The sequence below is a fragment of the Jannaschia sp. L-14R genome, from assembly GCF_056857695.1.
Window position 1 is genome coordinate 278,632 of record NZ_JBSXNP010000011.1, and the last position, 21,282, is coordinate 299,913.

Here is a 21,282-nt window from a genome sequence, read left to right on the forward strand (position 1 = left end):
CCATGGCAAAACATCTGCATCTGGACGTGACGGGCGGGATTGCGGGCGACATGTTCCTGTCGGCCATGCTGTCGGCCTGTCCCGAATTGCGCGGGGCGATGCTTGACGATCTGCGCGCCGCCGGAGTTCTGGAGCATGTCACGCTGTCCATTGATACGGTGCGCGAAAAGGGTTTCGCGGCAGTGCGGGTCAAGGTCACCACGGCGTCCGACGCGCCACCGACATCGCAGTGGCGCGATATTCGCGCGTTCATCGACGGCAGCGGGCTGGACGCACCGGTGAAGGCCCGTGCCTTGGCAATTTTCGCCTTGCTGGCAGAGGCCGAGGCAAACTGCCACGGGGTCGCCCCGGACGACGTGCATTTCCACGAGATCGCGGACTGGGACTCGCTGGCCGACATCATCGGCGCGGCTTCGGTCATTGATCGGGCCGGGGTCGAAGGGTGGTCGGTCAGCGCCCTGCCGGTGGGCAGTGGTCGCGTGAAGACAAGGCATGGCATCGTTCCGGTACCGGCCCCCGCGACCGCCGAGTTGCTGATCGGGTTCGAAATGTTCACCGACGCGGGTAAGGGAGAGCGGATCACCCCGACCGGGGCAGCAATCCTGCGGCACCTCGCCCCCGTCCAACATCTTGTCGGGCCTCGCGGTCGCCTGAGCGCGACCGGCACAGGGGCGGGGCAACGACAGATGGAGGGAATCGCGAATATACTGAGGGTTCTGGTCTTCGAGGATGGCACGCGCGCACCGGAAACCGTCAGCCTGATCCGGTTCGAGGTGGACGATATGACGCCCGAGGAAATCGCCGTCTCACTCGACCGGCTGCGCTTGACCGATGGTGTCCTTGACGCCGGATACGCGACCGCATTCGGCAAAAAGGGTCGGGCGCAGTTTGCCGTGACGATCACAGTGCGAACCGATGCAACGGCCGCTCTGATCGAAGCCTGTTTCGCGGAAACCAGCACAATTGGGTTGCGGGTTCAGACTGTCGCGCGACACGTTCTGCCGCGTCGGGCGGACGTCGGACTGACCCGCACCAAGACGGTCGAACGCCCCAAGGGCGCGACGCGCAAAGCCGAAAGCGACGACCTGACAGGCGTCCCGACCCTTCAGGCCCGTCGAAATCTTGCCCGTGCCGCCGAGGCCGAGCATGACTGATCCCCTCGCCCGATTGCAGGCGGAGTTGCAGCGCCTGCCGAAACTGGCCGTTGCCGTCAGCGGTGGCGTCGACAGCCTGACGCTTGCCCATGTCGCATCGGGCATCGTGCCGGATTTCCACGCCATTCACGCCATATCTCCTGCCGTGCCGCCCGCCGCGACCGATCGGGTGCGGCAGCAGGCCAAAGCGCACGGCTGGAGGTTGCGCCTTGTGGACAGCGGCGAATTCGCGGACCCGCACTATCGCGCGAACCCGCACAACCGATGCTATTTCTGCAAGTCCAATCTCTATGGCACGATGCGGCGGGTGTTCGACGGGCCGATTGCCGTAGGAACCAATACGGACGATCTTGGCGAATATCGCCCTGGCCTGGTCGCCGCCGATGACTACGATGTCCTGCATCCCTACGTCGCGGCCGATATTGCCAAGGATGACATCCGGGCCATCGCGCGGGCCTGCGGCCTGGATGAAATCGCCGACCTGCCCGCGCAGCCCTGCCTGGCCAGCCGCGTCACCACCGGCATTGCCATCCGTCGCGACGATCTGGATTTCATCGACATGGTCGAGACGCTCGTGCGGGCGGACACTCCGGGAATAGATATCCGTTGCCGCATCACCGGGGACGGCGTCGTGCTGGAGACCGGCACCCCGATGCCTGATGCCATCGTGGCATCCGTCGCCGACCTGTGCCGTCGGGCGAACCGGCCCTTCGCAGGCAGCCGCACCTATGTGCGCGGCAGTGCTTTCGTCATTCCCGGGGATTGAGCGTTGGAGCGGCACACGATCTTCGACTGGTCCCGCAAGGCGCGGACGGGCATCCCCGAGGCGGTATTCGCTGAAGGCAAGGCGCTGTCGCATCTGCATGATGTGATCCGTGAGCACATCGACCGAAATGCGCCACTGTTGATTACGCGTTTGACCCCGGCGCAGATCGACGGGCTGCGTGACCTGCCATTGTCGGTTGACGATCTGGCGCGCACTGCCACCCTGGACGCCCCGGAACCGGATCATGACGCGCCCGTAGTCGCCATCGTCACGGCGGGCACCTCCGACCTGTCCGTCGCGCGCGAGGCCGAAGTCGCGGCAAATTTCATGGGATTGCGAACCGAATTGATCGCTGACGTCGGTGTCGCAGGTCTCTGGCGGCTGGAAGCGCATTTGCCGGCGCTGACCGCGCACCGCCTGATCATCGCCGTCGCCGGAATGGAAGGCGCGTTGTTCTCGGTGCTGGCCGGGCTTGTCACCGCGCCGATCATCGCTGTTCCGACATCGGTGGGATATGGCGTGGCGAAGGACGGGTCGGTGGCCTTGGGATCGGCGTTGGGCGGCTGTGCGCCGGGCGTGGTCTGTGTGAATATCGACAACGGATTCGGTGCAGCCGCCGCAGCGGCCAAGATTTTGAACATCGCTCAGGCGCTATAAATATTAACTTTTTCAATTACCTGAACGCCAGAAATTCTGAATTCCTGAAAAAGATTGACGTTCATCATTCTAGCGACGATCTAGGCGCAGGAGAGAGATATGCCGCGACCGACGATTCATGATGTGGCCGATGCAGCACGGCTCAGCCTTGCGACTGTGGATCGCGTCCTGAACAACAGGGGCGGCGTTGCCGAAAAATCGGTTCGCAAGGTGACCAAGGCCGTGGCCGAAACTGGCTATGTCCGGGATATCGCGGCGGCCAACCTGTCCCGCAAAAGGCGGTATCGCTTTGCTTTCATCCTGCCTGGCATCGCGACCGGATTTGTCGCTTTGCTGCGCGCCGAACTGGCAAAAGAGCAGATTCGCCTGCGCCCGGACAAGATCGAGCTGGAGATCATCGAAACCGCCCCTTTCGATACCCCGTCGCAGCTGGCCGCATTGCGCAGCTTGTCTGGCGACACAACGAACGGGGTTGCCGTTTTTGCCACTGAGGCGCCAGAAATACATGACGAAATTGCGCGTCTGGCCCATCAGGACGTTCACGTCCTGACCCTGGTTTCTGATTTACCCCGGTCGCAGCGGGACGCCTATGTCGGCCCTGACAATGTCGCCGCCGGGCGGACGGCTGCGGCCTTCATGGGGCGATTCAGCGCGGGCCGGTCTGGCACGATCCTGATGGTTACCGGAAGCTTTGCGTCGCGCGATCACATGGAGCGGGTCATGGGGTTTCGCATGGTTATGGCCGAACGGTTTCCCAATCTGACGTTGCTGCCTGCCGCGCAGGGGTTCGATAGCGCGGAGACCGTCCGCAAGCTGATCTCAGATACGCTGAAGACCACGCCATTGGCCGGAATTTATGCCGTAGGTGCTGGCAATCGCGGACTGCTGGAAGGTCTGCGCGACACCTCCCCGCGCCCGGTGACGATCGTACATGAATTAACCGATATTTCGCGCGCGGCGCTGCTGTCCGGCGAGATCGACCTGGTGATCGACCAGAACCCCGTCGCAGAGGTGCGGGCGGCGATATCCATCATGCGTGACCTGAGCGATAATCGCGATGTGACCACCGCTCGGGGTGCGATCCCCCTCAACATTTTCATCCGGGAGAACATCTAGGTGTCTCAATATTTTGCCGACCTCCAGCCTATCACTTTCGAAGGCAGGGACAGCACGAACCCACTGGCCTTTCGTCATTATGACGCCACCGCGATGCTGGGCGACAGGACGATGGCCGAACATCTGCGCTTTGCAGTCTGTTACTGGCATAATTTCGTCTGGGACGGCAGCGACCCGTTCGGCGGGCAGACCTTTGACCGCCCATGGTTTCCGGCGGATACAATGGATCAGGCGCGTCAGAAGGCCGACGCCGCGTTCGAGATGTTCCGCATTCTGGGCGTGCCGTATTTCTGCTTCCACGACCATGACGTCAGGCCCGAGGGCGATACGCTCGCCGAAAGCCACGATCGTCTGAACGAGATCGCCGATTACTTCGAGCAGAAGATGGAAGACGGAGGACAAAAGCTGCTCTGGGGCACGGCCAACATGTTCTCGAACCGGCGGTATATGTCGGGTGCAGCGACGAACCCCGACCCGGATGTGTTCGCATATTGTGCGTCTACCGTGAAAGCCTGCATGGATGTGACGCACCGATTGCAAGGGGAAAACTATGTTCTCTGGGGCGGACGCGAAGGCTACGAGTCCCTTCTGAACACTGATCTGGACCGCGAGTTGGAGCAGATGGGCCGATTTCTGTCGATGGTGGTCGAGTACAAGCACAAGATCGGTTTCAAGGGTGCCATCCTGATCGAACCGAAGCCGCAGGAACCGACCAAGCATCAGTACGATTACGATGTTGCGACCGTTTATGGCTTCCTCAAGCGGTTTGGGCTGGAGGATGAGGTCAAGGTCAATGTCGAGCAGGGGCACGCCATTCTTGCCGGTCATTCCTTCGAGCATGAACTGGCGATGGCGCGCACGCTGGGCATCTTCGGGTCCATCGACATGAACCGGAACGATTACCAGTCAGGGTGGGATACCGACCAGTTTCCGAACTCGCCCGGTGAGGCGGCGCTGGCCTATTACGAAGTGCTGCGCGCGGGCGGGTTCACCACCGGCGGCACCAATTTCGATGCCAAGCTGCGGCGGCAATCGCTGGATGCTGAGGACCTGATCGCCGCGCACGTCGGAGGTATGGATATCTGCGCGCGCGGCCTGATCTCGGCCCACGCCATGATCGAGGACGACGCGCTGGAAGGGCCGCGCCGTGTCCGTTACGCCGGTTGGGAGGGCGAGGCCGCACAGGCGATGCTGGCCAAAGGTGCTACGCTGGACGGAATTGCGGCGGACGCCGAGGCGCGCGATGTGAACCCGCAGCCGGTGTCGGGCGCGCAGGAGAAGCTGGAGAATATCGTCAACCGCTATCTCTGAGGGGGGTAGACGGTCGGGCCCCATCCGGCCCGACAACTCACCATGGTTCTGCCGCGGTGACACCCCTTCTGACCCTATGCTGCTGGCCGGAAAGGCGGTGCCTTCCGGTCAGTTGGCCTGTCAGGCCATCCCGCGCGCAGGCCGGTCGTGGGCGATGTTGAACTTCATGCCATCCAGCAGTTCGACCAGATCGGGCCGCGCCGCAGGGCCGTTGGACAGACACGCAATCTGAATGATGCCATCGGGACGGACGCAGAATACGGCGGGTTCGGCAAAACGGCGGTCGGTTTCCTGCGGGGACAGCGGGTCCGAGATATAGACGCCCAAATCGCGCATCTGCGCCTCCGACAGGTCGTAGCCTATCGGGAACCGCCAGCCATATTCGTCCAGATCGGCCTGCGCCTTTTCCAGCGGGTCCGCAGACACGGTCACGATATCGAAGCCTGCGGCTTCCCAATCGCCCGCCATGCCATCAAGCGATGTCAGGTATTTCTTGCAACGCCCGCAGTGCTTTCCGCGGTAGACAACCAGCAGCATATGACGTCCCCGTGCGCCGCCAATATCGATGGTGCCACCACCCAGCTTCGGGAGGGATATGAGGGGCAGTGGCATGCCGACGGCTGGTTTAGAATGGGTCATTAGGATCCTTTACGAGGTCGGCTTCGCAGCCCGCACTCACCACAATTTATATGTTGTATGATGAATAATGAGTTGCTAGCAAGCAAGGCATAATGTTGGAAGCGGAGTGTGAAAGATGGGAGGGAGCAATGGCATTCGCGCCCTCGGTGTGCGTCCGAAACTGAGCGAGAATGTCGCGACGCAGCTTCGTGAGTTGATCCAGCAAGGCGATCTGGAGCCCGGTGCCCAGTTGCCGACCGAAAGTGCCATGGTCGAACAATTCGGGGTCAGCCGCACGGTCATCCGCGAAGCCGTATCCGCCCTCAGCGTTGATGGCTTGGTCAACGCACAGCAGGGCCGCGGCGTATTCGTGTCCGACGACCCGAGCCAGCAGCCCTTCCGTTTGGGCCGTAACGGATTGAGTGAAGCCGATCACATCGTGCAGATGATGGAATTGCGCCTGAGCCTTGAAGTCGAGAGCGCGAGCCTTGCCGCCGTACGCCGCGATCAATCCGATTTGCGGGCGATCAATGTGGCCTGGCAGAACCATTCCGATGCAATGATGGCGGGCCAGACCGGGCACAAGGAAGACTTCGGCCTGCATCTGGCCATCGCCGAGGCGACCAAGAATGCCTACATTGCCGGATTCCTGCGTTACCTCGGCCCATTCATCATTCCGCGTCCCGCGATGACGCAATTCACCGGCGAGGAGCGCGCCACCTATCAGCGCGTACTGGAACACGAGCATCGCGACATCCTGACCGCGATCACTGACCGAGATGCGTTGTCCGCCGCCGATCTGATGCGGGGGCACCTTGCCCGCGGCCTCGACCTGAACCGACGTCTGCTGCGCCAAGGCGACGCGACCTGACCCACCCAGCAAAGCGAACTGATGGATATCCGACAATCCTGCAGCCCCGGCGAAACACGCGGCTTCGACACCACACAACTGCGCACGAATTACCTGATCGAGGATCTGTTCCGCGCGGGCGAAGTTTCGATGACCTACAGCCATCTGGACCGCACCGTCGTGGGAGGCGTGGTGCCGCAGGTGCAGCCGCTTTTGCTGAAGTCGGAAAAGCAGATCGGCTCGCCCGGCTTTCTGGACCGCCGCGAGATTGGCGTCGTCAATATCGGCGGCGAAGGGCGGGTAACGGCGGACGGCACAGATTACGATCTGGCGTGGACGGACGCGCTCTACCTGCCCATGGGCACGGCGGATGTAGCGTTTAGCAGCACCGATGCGGCCAACCCGGCGCGGTTCTATTTCGTCTCGACCCCCGCCCACGCCACGCACAAGGCGCAGAAGATCACCGCCGACGATGCCATTCTGTTAGACTTGGGCACCCAGTCCGACGCCAACGTCCGCAAACTGCGCCAGTACATCCATCCCGAGGTCTGTGCGTCTTGCCAACTGGTCATGGGCGTCACCCTGATCGAGGACGGCAGCGTCTGGAATACCATGCCCTGCCACACCCATGACCGCCGATCCGAAGCCTATCTGTATTTCGACATGCAGCCCAAGACGCGAGTCATCCACCTGATGGGCGAGCCGCAGGAAACGCGGCATCTGGTCGTCGGCAATGAACAGGCCATCCTGTCGCCGGGCTGGTCGATCCATTCGGGCTGCGGCACCGGGCGGTACGGGTTCGTCTGGTCGATGGCGGGGGACAATCAGGATTTCACCGATATGGACTTCGTCGACATGGGCGACCTGCGATGACCTTGTTCGACCTTACCGGCAAAACGGCCATCGTGACCGGCGCGAATACCGGCCTTGGTCAAGCGTTCGCCATCGATCTGGCGCGTGCCGGGGTGCGGGTCGCCTGCGTCGGACGGTCGTCGATGAACGATACGCTGGCGAAGATCGGCGACCCGGATCGTGCGCTGGCGGTTCAAGCCGACATCGGATCGCTTGAACCGATCGGGCGGATCGTTTCGGAGGTGACGGAGTGGGCCGGGGACATCGATATTCTGGTGAACAACGCCGGTATCATCCGTCGGGCCGACGCGCTGGATTTCACCGAGGACGACTGGGATGCGGTGATGGACGTGAACCTGAAATCTCTGTTTTTCCTGAGCCAGGCCGTTGCGCGCCAGATGGTGCCGCGCGGATCGGGCAAGATCATCAACATCGCTTCGTTGCTGTCGTTTCAAGGCGGCATCCGCATTCCGTCCTATACCGCCAGCAAAAGCGGCGTGGCCGGTCTGACCAAGCTGCTGGCCTGCGAATGGGGTCCGAGGGGCGTCAATGTCAACGCGGTCGCCCCCGGATATATCGAGACCAACAACACCCAGGCGCTGCGCGATGATCCCGCGCGGAACAAGGCCATTCTCGACCGGATACCGGCGGGACACTGGGGGCAGCCATCCGATATTTCGGGTGCGGTGATGTTTCTGGCCTCCAAAGCGTCGGACTACGTGCACGGTATCACATTGCCGGTCGACGGAGGATGGCTTGCCCGATGAGGGGCACACGGAATGGCAAATATGCGATTCCGCACGAATTAGACTTCACGCCGGAAACTGGTATGCTAGTATACTTACCGACACGTTCCGGGAGAAGAGTGTGTCGAACGACACTTTATGGGAGGACGAAAATGAACATGATCTTGAAAACCGCTCGGACGACAGCCATTGGTGCTGCGCTGGGTGCCAGCCTTCTGGCCACCACGGTCAGCGCGCAGGAATTGCGTGGCTGGAACATTCACGTCGAGGATTACCCCGTCTCCATCGGGATGGAGAGCTTCGTAGCCGAGGTTTCGGAAAAAACCGACGGTCGCGTGACCGGCAAGGTTTTCCATAACGGCGTGCTGGGCGATCAGCCCGATGCCATCGAACAGGCCCGACTTGGCGCGATCGATTTCGGTGTCTTCAGCCTTGGGCCGATGGGCCAGGTGGTGCCGGAAACGAACGTCGTCTCGCTGCCGTTTATCTTCAAATCCACTGATCAGATGTACCGCCTGATGGACGGTGACGTCGGCGATGAAATCGGCAAGGGTCTTGAAGCCAAGGGGCTGGTCGCACTTGGCTGGTATGACGCGGGCGCCCGATCCTTTTATAACTCGATCAAACCGATCAACACGCCGGAAGATGTTGTCGGCATGAAGGTCCGCGTGATGAACAACGACCTGTTTGTCGGCATGGTCGAGAGCATGGGCGGCAACGCCACTCCGATGGCATTTGGCGAAGTCTATCAGTCGCTGCGCACGGGCGTCGTGGACGGGGCCGAGAACAACCCGCCGTCGTATGAATCGACCAATCACTATGAGGTCGCCAAATACTACTCCCTGTCCGAGCACCTGATAATCCCGGAGTGCCTGTGCATGTCCAAAGCCACGTGGGACCGTTTCTCCCCCGAAGATAAGGAGATCGTCATGGCCGCAGGTCGCGCCAGTGCCGATCTGCAACGTGGTCTGTGGCAGGAACGCGAAGCCGCGTCGATGGCCAAGGTCGAAGCGGCCGGTACCATCGTCAACAGGGTCGAGAACAAGGTCCCGTTCCAGGAAGCGATGGCGGGTGTCTATGCCAGTTTCCTTGAGGACAACCCGGACCTTGAAGGTCTGGTGAAGATGATTCGCGACGCCGAGTGACGCGTCCCGTGGTGTGACACGACCCTGGGGCTCGACCGGATCATCCGGTCGGGTCCCATTCCATCCAGCGCCGTCAGAGCGTTTGTCCGGGGACAGCCATGACCGAACTCTTCGCCCGTCTTGACCGCCTGTCCGGCTGGGTCAGGACGCTCCTCATTCTCGTATGCAGCCTGATGATGGTGACGCTGATCGTTATCTTCGGATGGCTTGTCTTTGGGCGATATGTCCTGAACGCGACGCCGACCTGGGTCGAGCAGCTGGCGCTTCTGCTGGTGGTCTATATCTCGTTTCTCGGTGCGGCGGCGGGTGTCTATGAAGACACGCATCTGGGCGTGACCTTCATCCGGGAGTCGATGCCGAGCAAAATTCGCCGTCCCCTGCGCCTTCTGTCCGATCTGGGTCTGTCGGCATTCGGTCTGGCGATGGCCTTCTACGGGGCCAAGCTGGTGCAATTCGGCTGGGATACGAACCTAGCGATGCTCAACATTCCCGAAGGTGTCCGCACTCTGGCTGCTGCCGTCAGTGGCGGACTGATCTTCCTGTTCGCGGGACTGCGGTTCCTGTCGCGAACGCATGAATACTACTTCAACGGGTCGGGCCGGCAGGGGGCACTCTGATATGGGTCTCGCACTTCTTCTGGGCGTCTTCGCCATCGCCGTCGCCATCGGCATGCCCGTGGCCTTCGCCATGGGTGTCGCATCGGTCATCGTTTTCTTCTACGAAGGTTTCCCCCTTCTGATCCCGTTCCAGCGGATCATCTCCGGCATGTCGATCTTTTCGCTGATGGCGATCCCGTTCTTCATCTTCGCGGGCGAGATCATGTTGCACGGGGGTATCGCCATCCGCCTCGTCCGCTTCGCTTCGTCTGTGGTGGGTCATGTCCGGGGCGGGTTGGCATCGGTCAACATCTTCTCGTCGATGCTGTTCGGCGGCATCTCCGGGTCGGCCATCGCCGACATCTCGGCACTCGGCTCCATCCTGATCCCGGTGATGAAGGAAAAGGGCTATGACGGCGATTATGCTGTCAATGTCACGGTCACGTCGTCCATCGCGGGCGTCGTCATTCCGCCCAGCCATAACATGATCATCTTCGCCATCGCGGCGGGGGGCGGCATTTCGATCTCCAAGCTATTTCTTGCGGGCGTCGTGCCAGGCATCCTGATGTGCATCTGTCTGGCCATCGCCGCCTATGTCATTGCCATCAAGAAGAACTACCCATCCGAGCCATTCCCGGGCATTCGCGTCGTCATGCTGACTGCGGCGCAGGCTCTGCCGGGGTTCGTCACGGCCGTGATCATTGTCGGCGGCGTATTGTCCGGCGTATTCACGGTGACCGAATCCGGTGCGTTCGGTGCAATCTATGCGGTGCTGCTGACCGCTTTCGTCTATCGTTCGCTCAGCTGGGAGGGGTTCAAGCTCTCGGTCACCAATTCGGTTCGCACGACATCCATGGTGATGATCCTGATCGGCTGCGCAGGGGCCTTCGGGTATCTGCTGGCCTTCTACCAGGTGCCGGGCCTGCTCAGCACGTTCCTTCTGGCGATCTCGGATAATCCGATCATGATCCTGCTCATGATCAACGTGATGCTGCTGCTTCTGGGCATGATCATGGACATGGCAGCCCTGATCCTGATCTGCACACCGATCTTCCTGCCCATCGCGCGCGACATCGGGATGGATCCGACGCAATTCGGCATCATGCTTCTGATGAACCTTGGGCTGGGCCTTTGCACGCCGCCGGTCGGGTCCTGCCTCTTCGTGGGCTGTGCCGTGGGCAAGGTGCCGATCGAACAGGCCATTCGTACGATCTGGCCGTTCTATCTGGCCATTCTGGCGGCCTTGCTGCTGGTAACTTTCGTGCCGGCGGTATCGCTGACGTTGCCCGCCTTGCTGGAGTAAGGGCGCGCGGTCCTGCGCCCCGAACAGGAGGGCCGGATCAGTCCTGAAAGTACTCGCTGTGGGATCGGTGGATCGCTTCGATCGTCGGGCTCAACCGATCCAGATGCCGCCGGATCGACCGGTCCAGCTTGGTACCGTCACCCGCGCGCAAAGCGGCAAGGATATCGGTATGGTCGCCGTAGAGCGCCTCCATCCCGTCCTTGCCGGTCAGGCTCAGGATGCACAGCCGGTCGACCTGCGCCTTGTTGGCAGCGATGGTCTCGAATGCAAAGTCAGCCCCGGCGGATTCGCACAGCAGACGGTGGAAATCATAATCGATCCTGTGGAAGCTTTCCGGATCGTTCGCATCTATCGCAATCCGCTGTTCGGCCAGGTTGTCGTCCAGCGCGTCGTCGAAGTCGCCGGTCCAGTTCAGGCAGGCACGGCGCAAAACCTCGACTTCGACGGCTGTGCGAATAAAGCGCGCATTCTGGATGCCTTGCAGGGAAAAATGGCGAACGACCGTCGCCTTCTGCGGGCGGATCACAAGCAGGCCAAGGTTGCCCAAGCGGCTGAATGCGTCGCGCACCGGCTGTCGCGATACGCCGAAACGCTTGGCGACTTCGACCTCGGACATCTTGGCACCTGGCAACAGGTCCAGCGCGACGATTTCCTCGAACAGACTTTCGAAGACCACATCGGCGCTTGTACGGCGTTCGTTGATTTCGTGTACGAAGACCATGTCGGCTTCCCTCTGTTCTGGATCATGGTATACTAGAATACCAATAGTTGCCAACCAGAGCCGGATGATGCGTCTGGACCCGTCATATGTTTGGTCAAGACGGTTCAGGCAAAGGACGAAATATAACGGACCGTCTACATATGACTGAATCGAAAATCGGACAATGGGTCGTCATCGGAGAAGGGGCGCGTCGCAAGGTTCTGTCTGATGCGCCCGATCTGATGATCGTGGAGTTCGCGTTCGACAAGGGGGCTGTCGGTGCAATGCATAATCATCCGCACATTCAGGGCACTTATGTCGCATCGGGCCGCTTCGCGTTCACCATGGATGACGAGACGTTTGAAATCGGACCGGGCGACAGCATGGTCATCCCGAAGATGGTGATGCACGGCTGCACCGCGCTGGAATCCGGCAGCCTGATCGACAGCTTTACTCCCCGTCGCGATGATTTCCTGTAACGCCACATCCTATCTGCGCAGCATCATGCGATCATCACCAAGCCGATGCGGTGTCGCATGGCCATCCTCCAAGCTGCGTTGCGGGCAACTGGATGACCTGTCCAGAATTTCCGGCAACCGGATTTCGATATGTCGCGTTTTTATGCCGCCCCCGGTGCCGACGGAATGATTAACGACAATCTTCAGACGTAGGCCAAGGCGCCCTGCAATTGCCGCGAGATCCCGATGACTGGCCGGGCTATCAGTCCTTGGGGTCGTTCTGGCTGGAGGTGATGAAATCATATGCCAAAAGCGCCATGGTGATCAGGATCACGATCACCAGGTCCGGGCTCGGCACCTCGAAGGCGAGGATGCCGACGAAGATCGCGAAGACGACGAAGGCAAAGAGGGCGAGGAAGCGGTTCATGCGGTGTCCTTTCGAGACATCATTGGTCGGCCCATTCATAAAGCCAGCGCGCCGTGCGCAGCAGTCGCGCGTCGTTGCCATCTGCGCCCACCAGCTGCACGCCCATGGGCATCCCGTTGGAAGCCGTCAGCAAGGGCAGCGTGATGGCCGGCAGGCCGCAGAACGTCCAGAGGCCGTTGAAGACCGGATCGCCGGTGGTCTGGACGTCGCGAGGCGCGGGTCCGGGTGCCGCAGGACAGAGGATCGCATCGCAACGCTCGAAGATTTCCTCCAATGCAGCGTTCAGGACGGGTTTCCAGTCCAGTGCGGCAAGGTAATCGCGGGCGAGAACGGCCTCGCCCTCTGCCATCGCCTCGCGCACTTCGGGGCCCAGCGTATCGGCGGCATCGCGCCCGTATCGGAAGTAATACCGCGCCATCTCTGCGAAATTGATGCGCTTGCGCTCATGTGCGGCGGCCTCGAAGGGGGCGGGCAGGTCGAGCTCCACCACCTTGTCTCCCAACGCCGCGACCAGTTCGTGCAGCGCATCCCTGGTGTCGGGCTCTGCCTCCTCCCAGCCCGGCAGACGGAGGAAAACGAAATCGGGCTTCACTGGCGGTTTCGACAGCGCGGTCTGCGACAGGCGCGGAAAGGGCGCGGGGGTGGTTGCCGGATCAGAGGCGTCATGGCCGAAAAGCACCTCGGCCAGAAGTGCCGTACCGGTCGGGTCGGCGGCGAAGACGCCGATGGTATCGAGGCTAGGCGACTGCATCAGAACGCCGCGCCGGGGAATCGCGCCGAATGTCGGCTTGAACCCCGTCACGCCACAGAAGGCGGCGGGCCGGATCACCGAGCCGCCCGTCTGCGTGCCCACTGCGAGCGGGATCATTCCGGCGGCCACGGCGGCGGCGGATCCGGCGGAGGACCCGCCCGCAGTGTGCGCGGGGTCATGCGGGTTGCGCGTCTTCGATGGGCGCATGTAGGCCAGCTCGGTGCTGACCGTCTTGCCCATGATGATGGCACCCGCCGCTTTCAGGCGCTCGACGACATAAGCGTCCTTTTTCGGCACCCGGCCCCGGTCTAGCTCGCAGCCATATTCAGTGGGTATCTTCGCCGTGTCGATGATATCCTTGAGGCCAACCGGCAAGCCGTGCAGCGGACCGATGGGACGCCCGGTGACGCGCAGCGCGTCCAGCGCGCGCGCCTGCTCCAGCGCGTAATCACTTTCGAACCAGGCCCAAGCCTGCACCTCCGGTTCGCGCGCCGCGATGCGGGCGATGCAGGCCTGCACCAGTTCGACCGCCGACAAGGCGCCCGAAGCCAGTCTGTCCCGCAACTCAAGAACCGGAAGCGCCAGAATGGCCTCTGCCCGTTTCATGTCAGCGCCCATAGAACAATTCCGGCAGATAGAAGACGATTTGCGGGAAGGTGTACATCAGCACCATTGACACGATCACGCAGAACAGGAACGGCATGACACCCGAAAAGATCTGCGTCAGGCGAATTTCCGGCGGCGCGATCCCCTTGAGATAATAGGCCGACATCGCCATCGGCGGGGTCAGGAAACTGGTCTGCAGGTTCAGCGCCACCAGGATGCCGAAGAACAGCGGGTCGATCTCGAAGATCGCCAGCAGTGGCAGGAAGATTGGCACGAAGATGATGATGATCTCGGACCATTCCAGCGGCCAGCCCAGCAGGAAGATGATGAGCTGTGCAAGGATCAGGAACATGATTGGCGACAGATCAAGCGATTGCACGAACTCCGAGATCACTTGTTCACCGCCGAGGTAGGAGAAGACCGCAGAGAAAGTATAGGAGCCGACGAAGAGCCAGCTGACCATCGCTGTGGTGCGCACGGTCAGGTAGACGCTTTCGCGCATCCGCTGCCAGGTCATCGCGCGGTAGACGAAGGCCAGAAGTATGCCGCCCAATGCGCCGATCGAGGCGGCCTCGGTCGGGGTTGCCAGCCCAAAAAGAATCGACCCCAGGACCGCGAGGATCAGGAAAGCCAGCGGCAGGAAAGATGTCAGGATCATCATGAACAGCTTGGACTTCGATACATCCGGCACCTCGTCCGGGCCGGGCCGTGGGGCCGAGGACGGCTGCAGGATCGAGCGCCCGATGATGTAGACGAGATACAGCCCCACCAGCGTCAGCCCTGGAAAGAGCGCCGCCGCGTACAACCGCACGATGGAGACGTTCGTGGCCGCCGCATAGACGATCAGCATGATCGACGGCGGGATCAGGATACCCAGCGTACCGCCCGCACAGATGATGCCGGAGGCGAAGGACGGGTTGTAGCGTGCCTTGAGCATCGCGGGCAGGGCCAGCAGACCCATAAGTGTCACGACCGCGCCGACGATTCCGGTCGCGGTTGCAAAGAGTGCGCAGGTAATGAGCGCGGCGACACCCATCGAGCCGGGAATGTTCTTCGACGCAATATTGAGCGTGACAAACAGCCGGTCGACGATATTCGACCGCTCCACGATGTATCCCATGAACAGAAACAGCGGCACGGCCGTCAGCACTTCGTTCGACATCACTGTGAAGGTCTGGTTGATGAAGAGATCGAAGATGCGGTTGTTGTAGAACCCCTCGAACCAGAGAGACCAACTCTCCCAATTGCCGACGGTCTCGTCCAGCCGATTAAAGCCGCGCCATTGTCGGTTCGGGTCGAAATAAGCATAGTAGCCGAAGCCGATACCCATGGCCATCAGGGTGAAGGCAATGGGAAAGCCGAGGAAGACGAAGATGATAAAAAGCCCCAGCATCATCAGGGCGACTTGAGGGTCCGTCATGGATGGGCGTCCTTTTCGGCCTTGTTGGCCTGTTGCATCATCAGGTCTTCGGTTTCAAAGACATCCTCGCGCGCGGGCACCCACCTGTTGGTGCGCATCGCGATGATGCAGCGACAGACCTGGGCGATGCCCTGAATGAACAGCAGGATGCCCGCGGCGACGATGACCATCTTGAATTGATAGATCGGCACGCCCGCGGGCGAATTTACCGACACCTCGCCGTACCCCCAGGAGCGCGAGGCGTATTTCCACCCCGACAGGATCAGGGCGGTAACGCCGGGAAAGTAGAAGATGAGGTAGAGTACGAAGTCGACCTTGGCCTGCGTGCGCGGTTGCCAGAGCCGGTAGAGGAAGTCCCCGCGCACATGCCCTCCGCGCGACAGGGTATAGGCACCGCCCATCATGAAGAGCGTGCCGTACATGATGAAGGATACGTCGAGCGCCCATGCGGTCGGGCTGTTGAGCACGTATCGGACAAATACTTCGTAACCTGTGCCAATCGCCATGAGTACGATCAGCCAGGCAAAAGCCTTGCCGAACCAAGCCGACAGGTTGTCGGCGAAATGGATAAATCCAAGCATCGTTTCCCACCTCCCTATAAGAGCCCCCCGGCACGTATCGTGCCGGGGGGCGCCATTCAGGCCGCAATACGGCCGGTCGTCAGAGAGACAGCTTGCCGGGGAAATAATGCTCGAACGCGAGTGCGTAGTCCGGCGAGTTCATCAGTTCGTAATAGCTGACCCGCTCCACCCATTCACGCTGGCTGTCGAGGGTTTTTTTCATGAAATCGTCCGCTTCCAGTTCCGGGATAAGCTCGTCCCAGGCGCCCAGCTGTGCTTGCAGGATCTCGGACGAGGTGCGGCGCACCGTCACGCCGTCTTCGTTGGCCAGCGTTTGCAGGTCAGCCGAGTAACGGTCCATCGCCTTGGCGGTGTTTGCCGTCGATACGGCTTCGACACCGTATTTCAGGATCGCCTGAAGATCAGGATCGAGGTCCTCGAGGAACGACTTGGAGAACAGGAACTCGAAGCTTTCTGATGCCTGGTGGTAGGACGACAGGTAGTAGTTCTTGGCCACGTCCTGTGCGCCAAAGTCGCGATCCGACGAGGGGTTATTGAATTCGAACGCATCGATCACACCGCGCTCCATCGCCGGCACGATCTCGCCGCCCGGAAGCTGTGCGACGGACATGCCGAGCTTGGCCATAAGGTCGGCCGCAAGTCCCACCGTCCGGTATTTGAAGCCCTGAAGGTCGGCGACAGTGTTAACCTCTTCCTTAAACCAGCCGAAAGGCTGCGCGAACATCGGGAAACCCAAATAGCCCTGAATATCCAGGCCCATGATATTCTGAGTCAACTCGTCATACAGCGCCTGCCCTCCGCCGGCATAGAACCAGCTGAGCATGGTTGTGGCGGAACCGCCAAAGACCGGGCCGGTTCCGAAGAGCGAGGCGGCCTTGTTCTTACCATACCAGTAGACTGGCACCGAGTGGGCCGCATCGAGCACACCGTCATTGACGGCATCAAGCACCTGAAACGCCGCGACGACGGCGCCCGCCGGCAGCACGTCGACCTGAAGGCGGCCCCCGGACATCTCGCCTACGCGAGTGGCGTAATCCTTGGCGAATTCGTCCCAGATATTGGCCGCTCCCCACGACGTCTGCATCTTGATGACGATGGGCGCCTGCGCCAGTACGGCCGGCGCCGCAAGGGCTCCACCCGCAAGCGCACCTCCTGCAAGGGCCGATTTGCGCAGAAAGGATCTACGGTCGATAGTTTGTTTGACAGTCATTAATCTTGGCCTCCCAGTGCGCTCAGTTCAGAGCGTTTCATGCGCCGACACTTGAGCCTCCCGCTCTGCCGACCTGCCGAGCCTTGTGAAGAGGCACGACACTGCACAAAATCCTAGCAGGCCTGCGGAAGAACGCAAACACAGTTCAAGGCGGCTCAAGCGGAGTACCTTTCTGGATCAAATCACTGACGCCGTTAGACGGTTTGGGATGGATGGCAGGCAGGCATGAGCGCGTCCGATCTGTGTCGGAAGCACGGGATTTGGCCTGCTGCTGTGTCGCTGGCAACGCCCTTCCGAACTGTCCCATCGCTATTGCGATTGTAGCCACTTAATTACAGAAGCGCGCTTTGCTTCCATATGCTTGAGCAGAGTGATAGCAAGTTGCTTACCATCCCGTGCGACAAGGTACTGCAGAATTTTCTCGTGTTCCTGTACGGCATCGAACCAACGGCCATCCGTCATATTTGCCAGGTAACGTGCGCGTTGCATGCGCAAGGACAGCGCCTGACAGGAGGTGGCCAATGTCCCGTTGCGCGCCGCGGTCAGGATGGCCCGGTGGATCTTTTGGTTGATGCTGAAATAGGCATCCAGGTCCCGGCGTTCATAGCTTTCGATCATATCCGCGTGCAATGCGCGAACCTCTTCAATTTCGGCGTCCGTAATGTGTTTGCACGCCAATTCACCAGACAAGGCTTCAAGCGCGCCAAGCACGGGAAAAACCTCTTCCACTTCCTCCTCGGTGACCTGCGTGACCCACGCCCCGCGGTTCGGTTCCAGCCGAACCAATCCATCCGATGCAAGCACTTTCAATGCTTCGCGCAGCGGCGTACGTGACACACCAAACTGATCACACAGTTCCTTTTCCGGCACTCTGCCACCGGGTTTCAGTTCTGAATTGATGATCAAGGTCTGCAACCTGTCCACCAGCTCGTGATGCAGAGATTTCCGAATGATCGTTTGTGAAGTGTGAAGGGTCATCGCGTTGCCTTATTGCTTCAAAGCACGTTCAAGCAGACGCGCAATATGGATAGGTTTCCGATCGGTCAGGTCGGCAATTTGATGACGGCAAGACGTGCCATCCGCAACAATGATTGTGTCCTGTGCCGCATCACGCACCGCCGGGACAAGATCAATCTCAGCCATCTTGCGTGATACGTCGTGCGTTTCCACGCCATAGCCAAAGGCACCCGCCATGCCGCAACAACTCGTCTCCACCACCTCGACTTCAGTGTCGGGCAGGCGCGCAAGGGTCTTTTCGATTGAGGACATCACGCCCATCGCCTTTTGGTGGCAATGGCCATGCAGCAGCACTTTGGGCGCCGGTGAGGTCAGGGGGAGCGCAAAATCAGGATTGTCGCCCTGGTCAGCAATGAATTCTTCCAGCATCCGGGCATGTTTGGCCAAGAGTTTCGTATCCTCGCCGGGCAAGAGGTCCGGAATTTCATCGCGCAGGGTCAGCAGGCAGCTGGGCTCCAGACCGATGACAGGGATGCCTTGTTCGGCAAAAGGCAACAGTGCATCGACAAGGCGTTGAGCCTCTTGCTTTGCCTCATCCACCAGACCGGCGGACAGAAATGTGCGGCCGCAGCACAGGGGTCGTTCGCCCTTGGGGGCCGATGCCACTTGCACGGCAACATCAGCGGCAGCCAACACATTTGCTGCAGCGCGTAGATTCTCCGGCTCAAAATGGCGGCTGAACGTGTCCGCAAACAGAACCGCTTCGGGCGTCCGTGTCGCCGCAACCTCGGTATCCTTAAAGGGCCGCGCATGCCACTTGGGTAGATCGCGGGTCGCCGTGAAGCCGGTCAATCTTTCCGTCAGCTTGGCAAGACCCGGCAAGCTGTTGCGCAGGTTCATCAGGAACCGTACCCGCGCAGCCCAGAAAGCATAGCGCGGCAGATAAGCGACCAGACGGTCATGTCGGCTGAGCCCGTCCTTCCTGATGCGTGCGGATTGCACTTCGATCTTCATCCGGGCCATATCAACCCCTGTGGGACATTCCCGCTTGCAGCCCTTGCAGGACACACAGAGCTTCATAGTCTCGGCCATCTGATCCGCTGTGAGCGCCTCTGGTCCAAGCTGCCCCGAGATCGCCAGGCGCAACGTGTTTGCGCGGCCCCTCGTCAGATCCTGTTCCTTGCGCGTCACCCGGAAGGAGGGGCACATCACGCCGCCCTTCAGCTTTCGGCACGCCCCGTTGTTGTTGCACATCTCAACAGCGCCCTGAAATCCGCCGCCGCTGCCGGTCCATTCGGACCAGTCAAACTCGGTCTGAAATTCTGGCACCTTGTAGTCTGGCCCATAGCGAAAGAGGGATCGGTCATCCATCTTGGGTGCATCTACAATCTTGCCGGGGTTGAAGAGGCCATTGGGGTCAAACCGCCGCTTAACTTCGGCGAAATTTGCAACCATCCGGGGGCCGAACATCTTCTCGTGAAACTCCGACCGGACCAGCCCATCACCATGCTCACCCGAATGCGAGCCCTTGTAGCGCGCAACCAGATCGAAACATTCCTCCGCGATCGCGCGCATCTTTTTGACGTCCTGATCCAGTTTCAGGTTCAAAACGGGGCGTACATGCAGACACCCAACCGAGGCATGGGCGTACCAGGTGCCCCGCGTGCCGTGTTTTTCGAAAATCTCGGTCAGGCCCGCCGTATAATCAGCAAGGTCCGGCAACTCCACCGCGCAATCCTCGACAAAGGATACCGGTTTACCGTCCGTTTTCATCGACATCATGATGTTCAGACCAGAGCTTCGCAGGTCTGCTATGCGGGCTTGCATCCTGGGGTCTGCAACTGCGGTGACTCCGCCCCGGTTCTTGCCGCTCTTGTCCCAGGAAAAACCAAGATCGCCCATGACCTCTTCAAGCTCTTTCAGCTTTTTGGGATGCTTGCTGGTGTCTTCCTCCGCAAACTCCACCAGCAGCAAGGCATCTGGTTTGCCGGTCACGAACTCTTCGATGGTATCGCGGAACATGGGAATGTCGCGGGCCAGTGCGATCATTGTGGCGTCGACAAGTTCGACCCCCTGCGGGTTCAGTTTGACCAGATGCTGTGCGGCGTCCATAGCCTGATGGAAGGTGGGGAAATGACAGACACCCAGCACCTTTTCCGACAGGATCGGCCAGAGTTTCAGTTCAACCGCCATTGAATAAGCGAGTGTTCCTTCCGAGCCGACCAGAAGATGGGCAAGATTGTTGGGCGTGTCCTTAGGCACCAGCGCGTCGATGTTATAGCCGCCCACCCGGCGCATCACATTGGGGAATCGGGCGTCAATCTCAGCGGCTTCGCGTGCGCCCAGCCTCAACAGATCGTCGCGCAACGCGACGAAATTAGCTGCGCCGTTATTACCGACAGGACCAAAGCGGTGCTTGCTGCCATCCGCCAAAAGCCCTTCTATCGACAAGACATTGTCGCGCATCATGCCATAGCGCAACGACTTGCCTCCGCAGGAATTGTTGCCGGACATCCCGCCAATGGTCGCACGGGACGCAGTCGAGACATCGACCGGGAACCACAGGCCATGGGGCTTCAGCGCGCGGTTCAATTCGTCAAGTACGATGCCGGGGCGCACGACACAGCGCATGCCCTCCACGTCCATTTCAATAATATCGTTGAAATACTGTGTGTTATCCAGAACCAAAGCGTTGCTTACAGTCTGCCCACATTGTGAGGTTCCGCCGCCACGGGCAAGGACGGGAACGCCTTGTTCACGCGCAATGTCGATGGCTGCACATATGTCATCTTCGGATTTCGGAGACATGACCCCATGTGGCATCATCTGATAGAACGACGCATCCGTCGCATACCGCCCGCGCGAAAATCTGTCGAACATCACATCACCCTCCACACGGTTTCTCAGGGCGTCGGCGAGCTGCGGCATGATGTGTCCACTGTGGTTGGAAGTTTCTTTTTGTTTGACATAATTATGAATTCAAAATTACGCTGATACAACAAAATTCAAATCTTCCGGGCGAAGGTGCTGCGCCGAACCCACATAAACACCCGATTGT

General features: G+C 60.4%; 21 protein-coding genes. 12 read left to right on the forward strand and 9 right to left on the reverse strand.

Translation table 11 applies throughout. The features are described from left to right. Positions 1 to 2 precede the first annotated feature (2 nt). From larC to xylA, 5 genes are all read left to right on the forward strand, one after another. Positions 3 to 1,154 (forward strand): nickel pincer cofactor biosynthesis protein LarC, encoded by a 1,152-nt coding sequence (gene larC, locus AC13C2_RS14090; protein ID WP_482887194.1) that lies wholly within the window; start codon positions 3 to 5, stop codon positions 1,152 to 1,154. Further along, the gene (larE, locus tag AC13C2_RS14095; protein WP_482887195.1) at positions 1,147 to 1,920 is read left to right on the forward strand and encodes an ATP-dependent sacrificial sulfur transferase LarE; all 774 of its coding nucleotides are present in this window, start codon (positions 1,147 to 1,149) and stop codon (positions 1,918 to 1,920) included. Before larC ends, larE begins: the two co-directional genes overlap by 8 nt. A gap of 3 nt (positions 1,921 to 1,923) precedes the next feature. Beyond that, on the forward strand, positions 1,924 to 2,577 hold the full coding sequence (larB, locus tag AC13C2_RS14100) for a nickel pincer cofactor biosynthesis protein LarB (RefSeq protein ID WP_482887196.1): 654 nt from the start codon (positions 1,924 to 1,926) through the stop codon (positions 2,575 to 2,577). Positions 2,578 to 2,676: 99 nt separating this feature from the next. Then, positions 2,677 to 3,693 carry a LacI family DNA-binding transcriptional regulator gene (locus AC13C2_RS14105; protein WP_482887197.1) on the forward strand — a complete coding sequence of 339 codons (1,017 nt, stop codon included), beginning with the start codon at positions 2,677 to 2,679 and terminating at the stop codon, positions 3,691 to 3,693. Then, a complete protein-coding gene (xylA, locus tag AC13C2_RS14110) occupies positions 3,694 to 5,004 on the forward strand; it encodes a xylose isomerase (protein WP_482887198.1) in 1,311 nt (436 codons plus the stop codon). A 120-nt stretch (positions 5,005 to 5,124) separates the two neighbouring features. On the opposite strand, the gene AC13C2_RS14115 is transcribed toward xylA, so the two are convergent. Then, on the reverse strand, positions 5,125 to 5,616 hold the full coding sequence (locus AC13C2_RS14115; protein WP_482887199.1) for a peroxiredoxin family protein: 492 nt from the start codon (positions 5,614 to 5,616) through the stop codon (positions 5,125 to 5,127). Positions 5,617 to 5,758: 142 nt separating this feature from the next. Between AC13C2_RS14115 and AC13C2_RS14120 the strand changes: the two genes are divergently transcribed. The 6 genes from AC13C2_RS14120 (at position 5,759) to AC13C2_RS14145 (ending at position 11,114) form a co-directional block, all read left to right on the forward strand. After that, positions 5,759 to 6,493 carry a FadR/GntR family transcriptional regulator gene (locus AC13C2_RS14120; protein ID WP_482887200.1) on the forward strand — a complete coding sequence of 245 codons (735 nt, stop codon included), beginning with the start codon at positions 5,759 to 5,761 and terminating at the stop codon, positions 6,491 to 6,493. A gap of 21 nt (positions 6,494 to 6,514) precedes the next feature. Next, positions 6,515 to 7,345, forward strand: a complete 831-nt coding sequence (gene kduI, locus AC13C2_RS14125) for a 5-dehydro-4-deoxy-D-glucuronate isomerase (protein WP_482887201.1) — start codon at positions 6,515 to 6,517, stop codon at positions 7,343 to 7,345. After that, positions 7,342 to 8,091 (forward strand): 2-dehydro-3-deoxy-D-gluconate 5-dehydrogenase KduD, encoded by a 750-nt coding sequence (gene kduD, locus AC13C2_RS14130; RefSeq protein WP_092760093.1) that lies wholly within the window; start codon positions 7,342 to 7,344, stop codon positions 8,089 to 8,091. The genes kduI and kduD overlap by 4 nt, the downstream gene beginning before the upstream one ends. Positions 8,092 to 8,222: 131 nt before the next feature. Continuing rightward, positions 8,223 to 9,215 (forward strand): TRAP transporter substrate-binding protein, encoded by a 993-nt coding sequence (locus AC13C2_RS14135; protein ID WP_482887202.1) that lies wholly within the window; start codon positions 8,223 to 8,225, stop codon positions 9,213 to 9,215. Between the two features lie 98 nt (positions 9,216 to 9,313). Then, positions 9,314 to 9,832 carry a TRAP transporter small permease gene (locus AC13C2_RS14140; RefSeq protein ID WP_482887203.1) on the forward strand — a complete coding sequence of 173 codons (519 nt, stop codon included), beginning with the start codon at positions 9,314 to 9,316 and terminating at the stop codon, positions 9,830 to 9,832. A 1-nt stretch (position 9,833) separates the two neighbouring features. Continuing rightward, positions 9,834 to 11,114, forward strand: a complete 1,281-nt coding sequence (locus AC13C2_RS14145; RefSeq protein ID WP_482887204.1) for a TRAP transporter large permease — start codon at positions 9,834 to 9,836, stop codon at positions 11,112 to 11,114. Between the two features lie 37 nt (positions 11,115 to 11,151). Here AC13C2_RS14145 and AC13C2_RS14150 read toward each other — a convergent pair whose 3' ends face one another. Then, positions 11,152 to 11,835 carry a GntR family transcriptional regulator gene (locus AC13C2_RS14150; protein ID WP_482887205.1) on the reverse strand — a complete coding sequence of 228 codons (684 nt, stop codon included), beginning with the start codon at positions 11,833 to 11,835 and terminating at the stop codon, positions 11,152 to 11,154. A gap of 140 nt (positions 11,836 to 11,975) precedes the next feature. Between AC13C2_RS14150 and AC13C2_RS14155 the strand changes: the two genes are divergently transcribed. Further along, a complete protein-coding gene (locus AC13C2_RS14155) occupies positions 11,976 to 12,293 on the forward strand; it encodes a cupin domain-containing protein (protein ID WP_092760083.1) in 318 nt (105 codons plus the stop codon). A 241-nt stretch (positions 12,294 to 12,534) separates the two neighbouring features. Here the strand turns inward: AC13C2_RS14155 and AC13C2_RS14160 are convergent, their stop codons facing one another. From AC13C2_RS14160 to AC13C2_RS14190, 7 genes are all read right to left on the reverse strand, one after another. Next, a complete protein-coding gene (locus AC13C2_RS14160; protein ID WP_339640387.1) occupies positions 12,535 to 12,699 on the reverse strand; it encodes a hypothetical protein in 165 nt (54 codons plus the stop codon). A gap of 19 nt (positions 12,700 to 12,718) precedes the next feature. Then, positions 12,719 to 14,056 carry an amidase gene (locus AC13C2_RS14165; RefSeq protein WP_482887206.1) on the reverse strand — a complete coding sequence of 446 codons (1,338 nt, stop codon included), beginning with the start codon at positions 14,054 to 14,056 and terminating at the stop codon, positions 12,719 to 12,721. 1 nt (position 14,057) lies between these two features. Further along, positions 14,058 to 15,476: a TRAP transporter large permease gene (locus AC13C2_RS14170; RefSeq protein ID WP_092760079.1), complete on the reverse strand. Its 1,419-nt coding sequence runs from the start codon at positions 15,474 to 15,476 to the stop codon at positions 14,058 to 14,060. Next, positions 15,473 to 16,057: a TRAP transporter small permease subunit gene (locus AC13C2_RS14175; protein ID WP_092760077.1), complete on the reverse strand. Its 585-nt coding sequence runs from the start codon at positions 16,055 to 16,057 to the stop codon at positions 15,473 to 15,475. The genes AC13C2_RS14170 and AC13C2_RS14175 overlap by 4 nt, the downstream gene beginning before the upstream one ends. Positions 16,058 to 16,136: 79 nt before the next feature. Further along, entirely contained in the window at positions 16,137 to 17,267 is a 1,131-nt protein-coding gene (locus tag AC13C2_RS14180) for a TRAP transporter substrate-binding protein (RefSeq protein ID WP_092760075.1), read from the reverse strand. Between the two features lie 309 nt (positions 17,268 to 17,576). Further along, positions 17,577 to 18,245, reverse strand: coding sequence for a GntR family transcriptional regulator (locus tag AC13C2_RS14185; protein WP_092760073.1), 669 nt, complete (start codon positions 18,243 to 18,245; stop codon positions 17,577 to 17,579). A gap of 9 nt (positions 18,246 to 18,254) precedes the next feature. Beyond that, positions 18,255 to 21,104: an FAD-binding and (Fe-S)-binding domain-containing protein gene (locus tag AC13C2_RS14190; protein WP_482887208.1), complete on the reverse strand. Its 2,850-nt coding sequence runs from the start codon at positions 21,102 to 21,104 to the stop codon at positions 18,255 to 18,257. Positions 21,105 to 21,282: the final 178 nt, after the last annotated feature.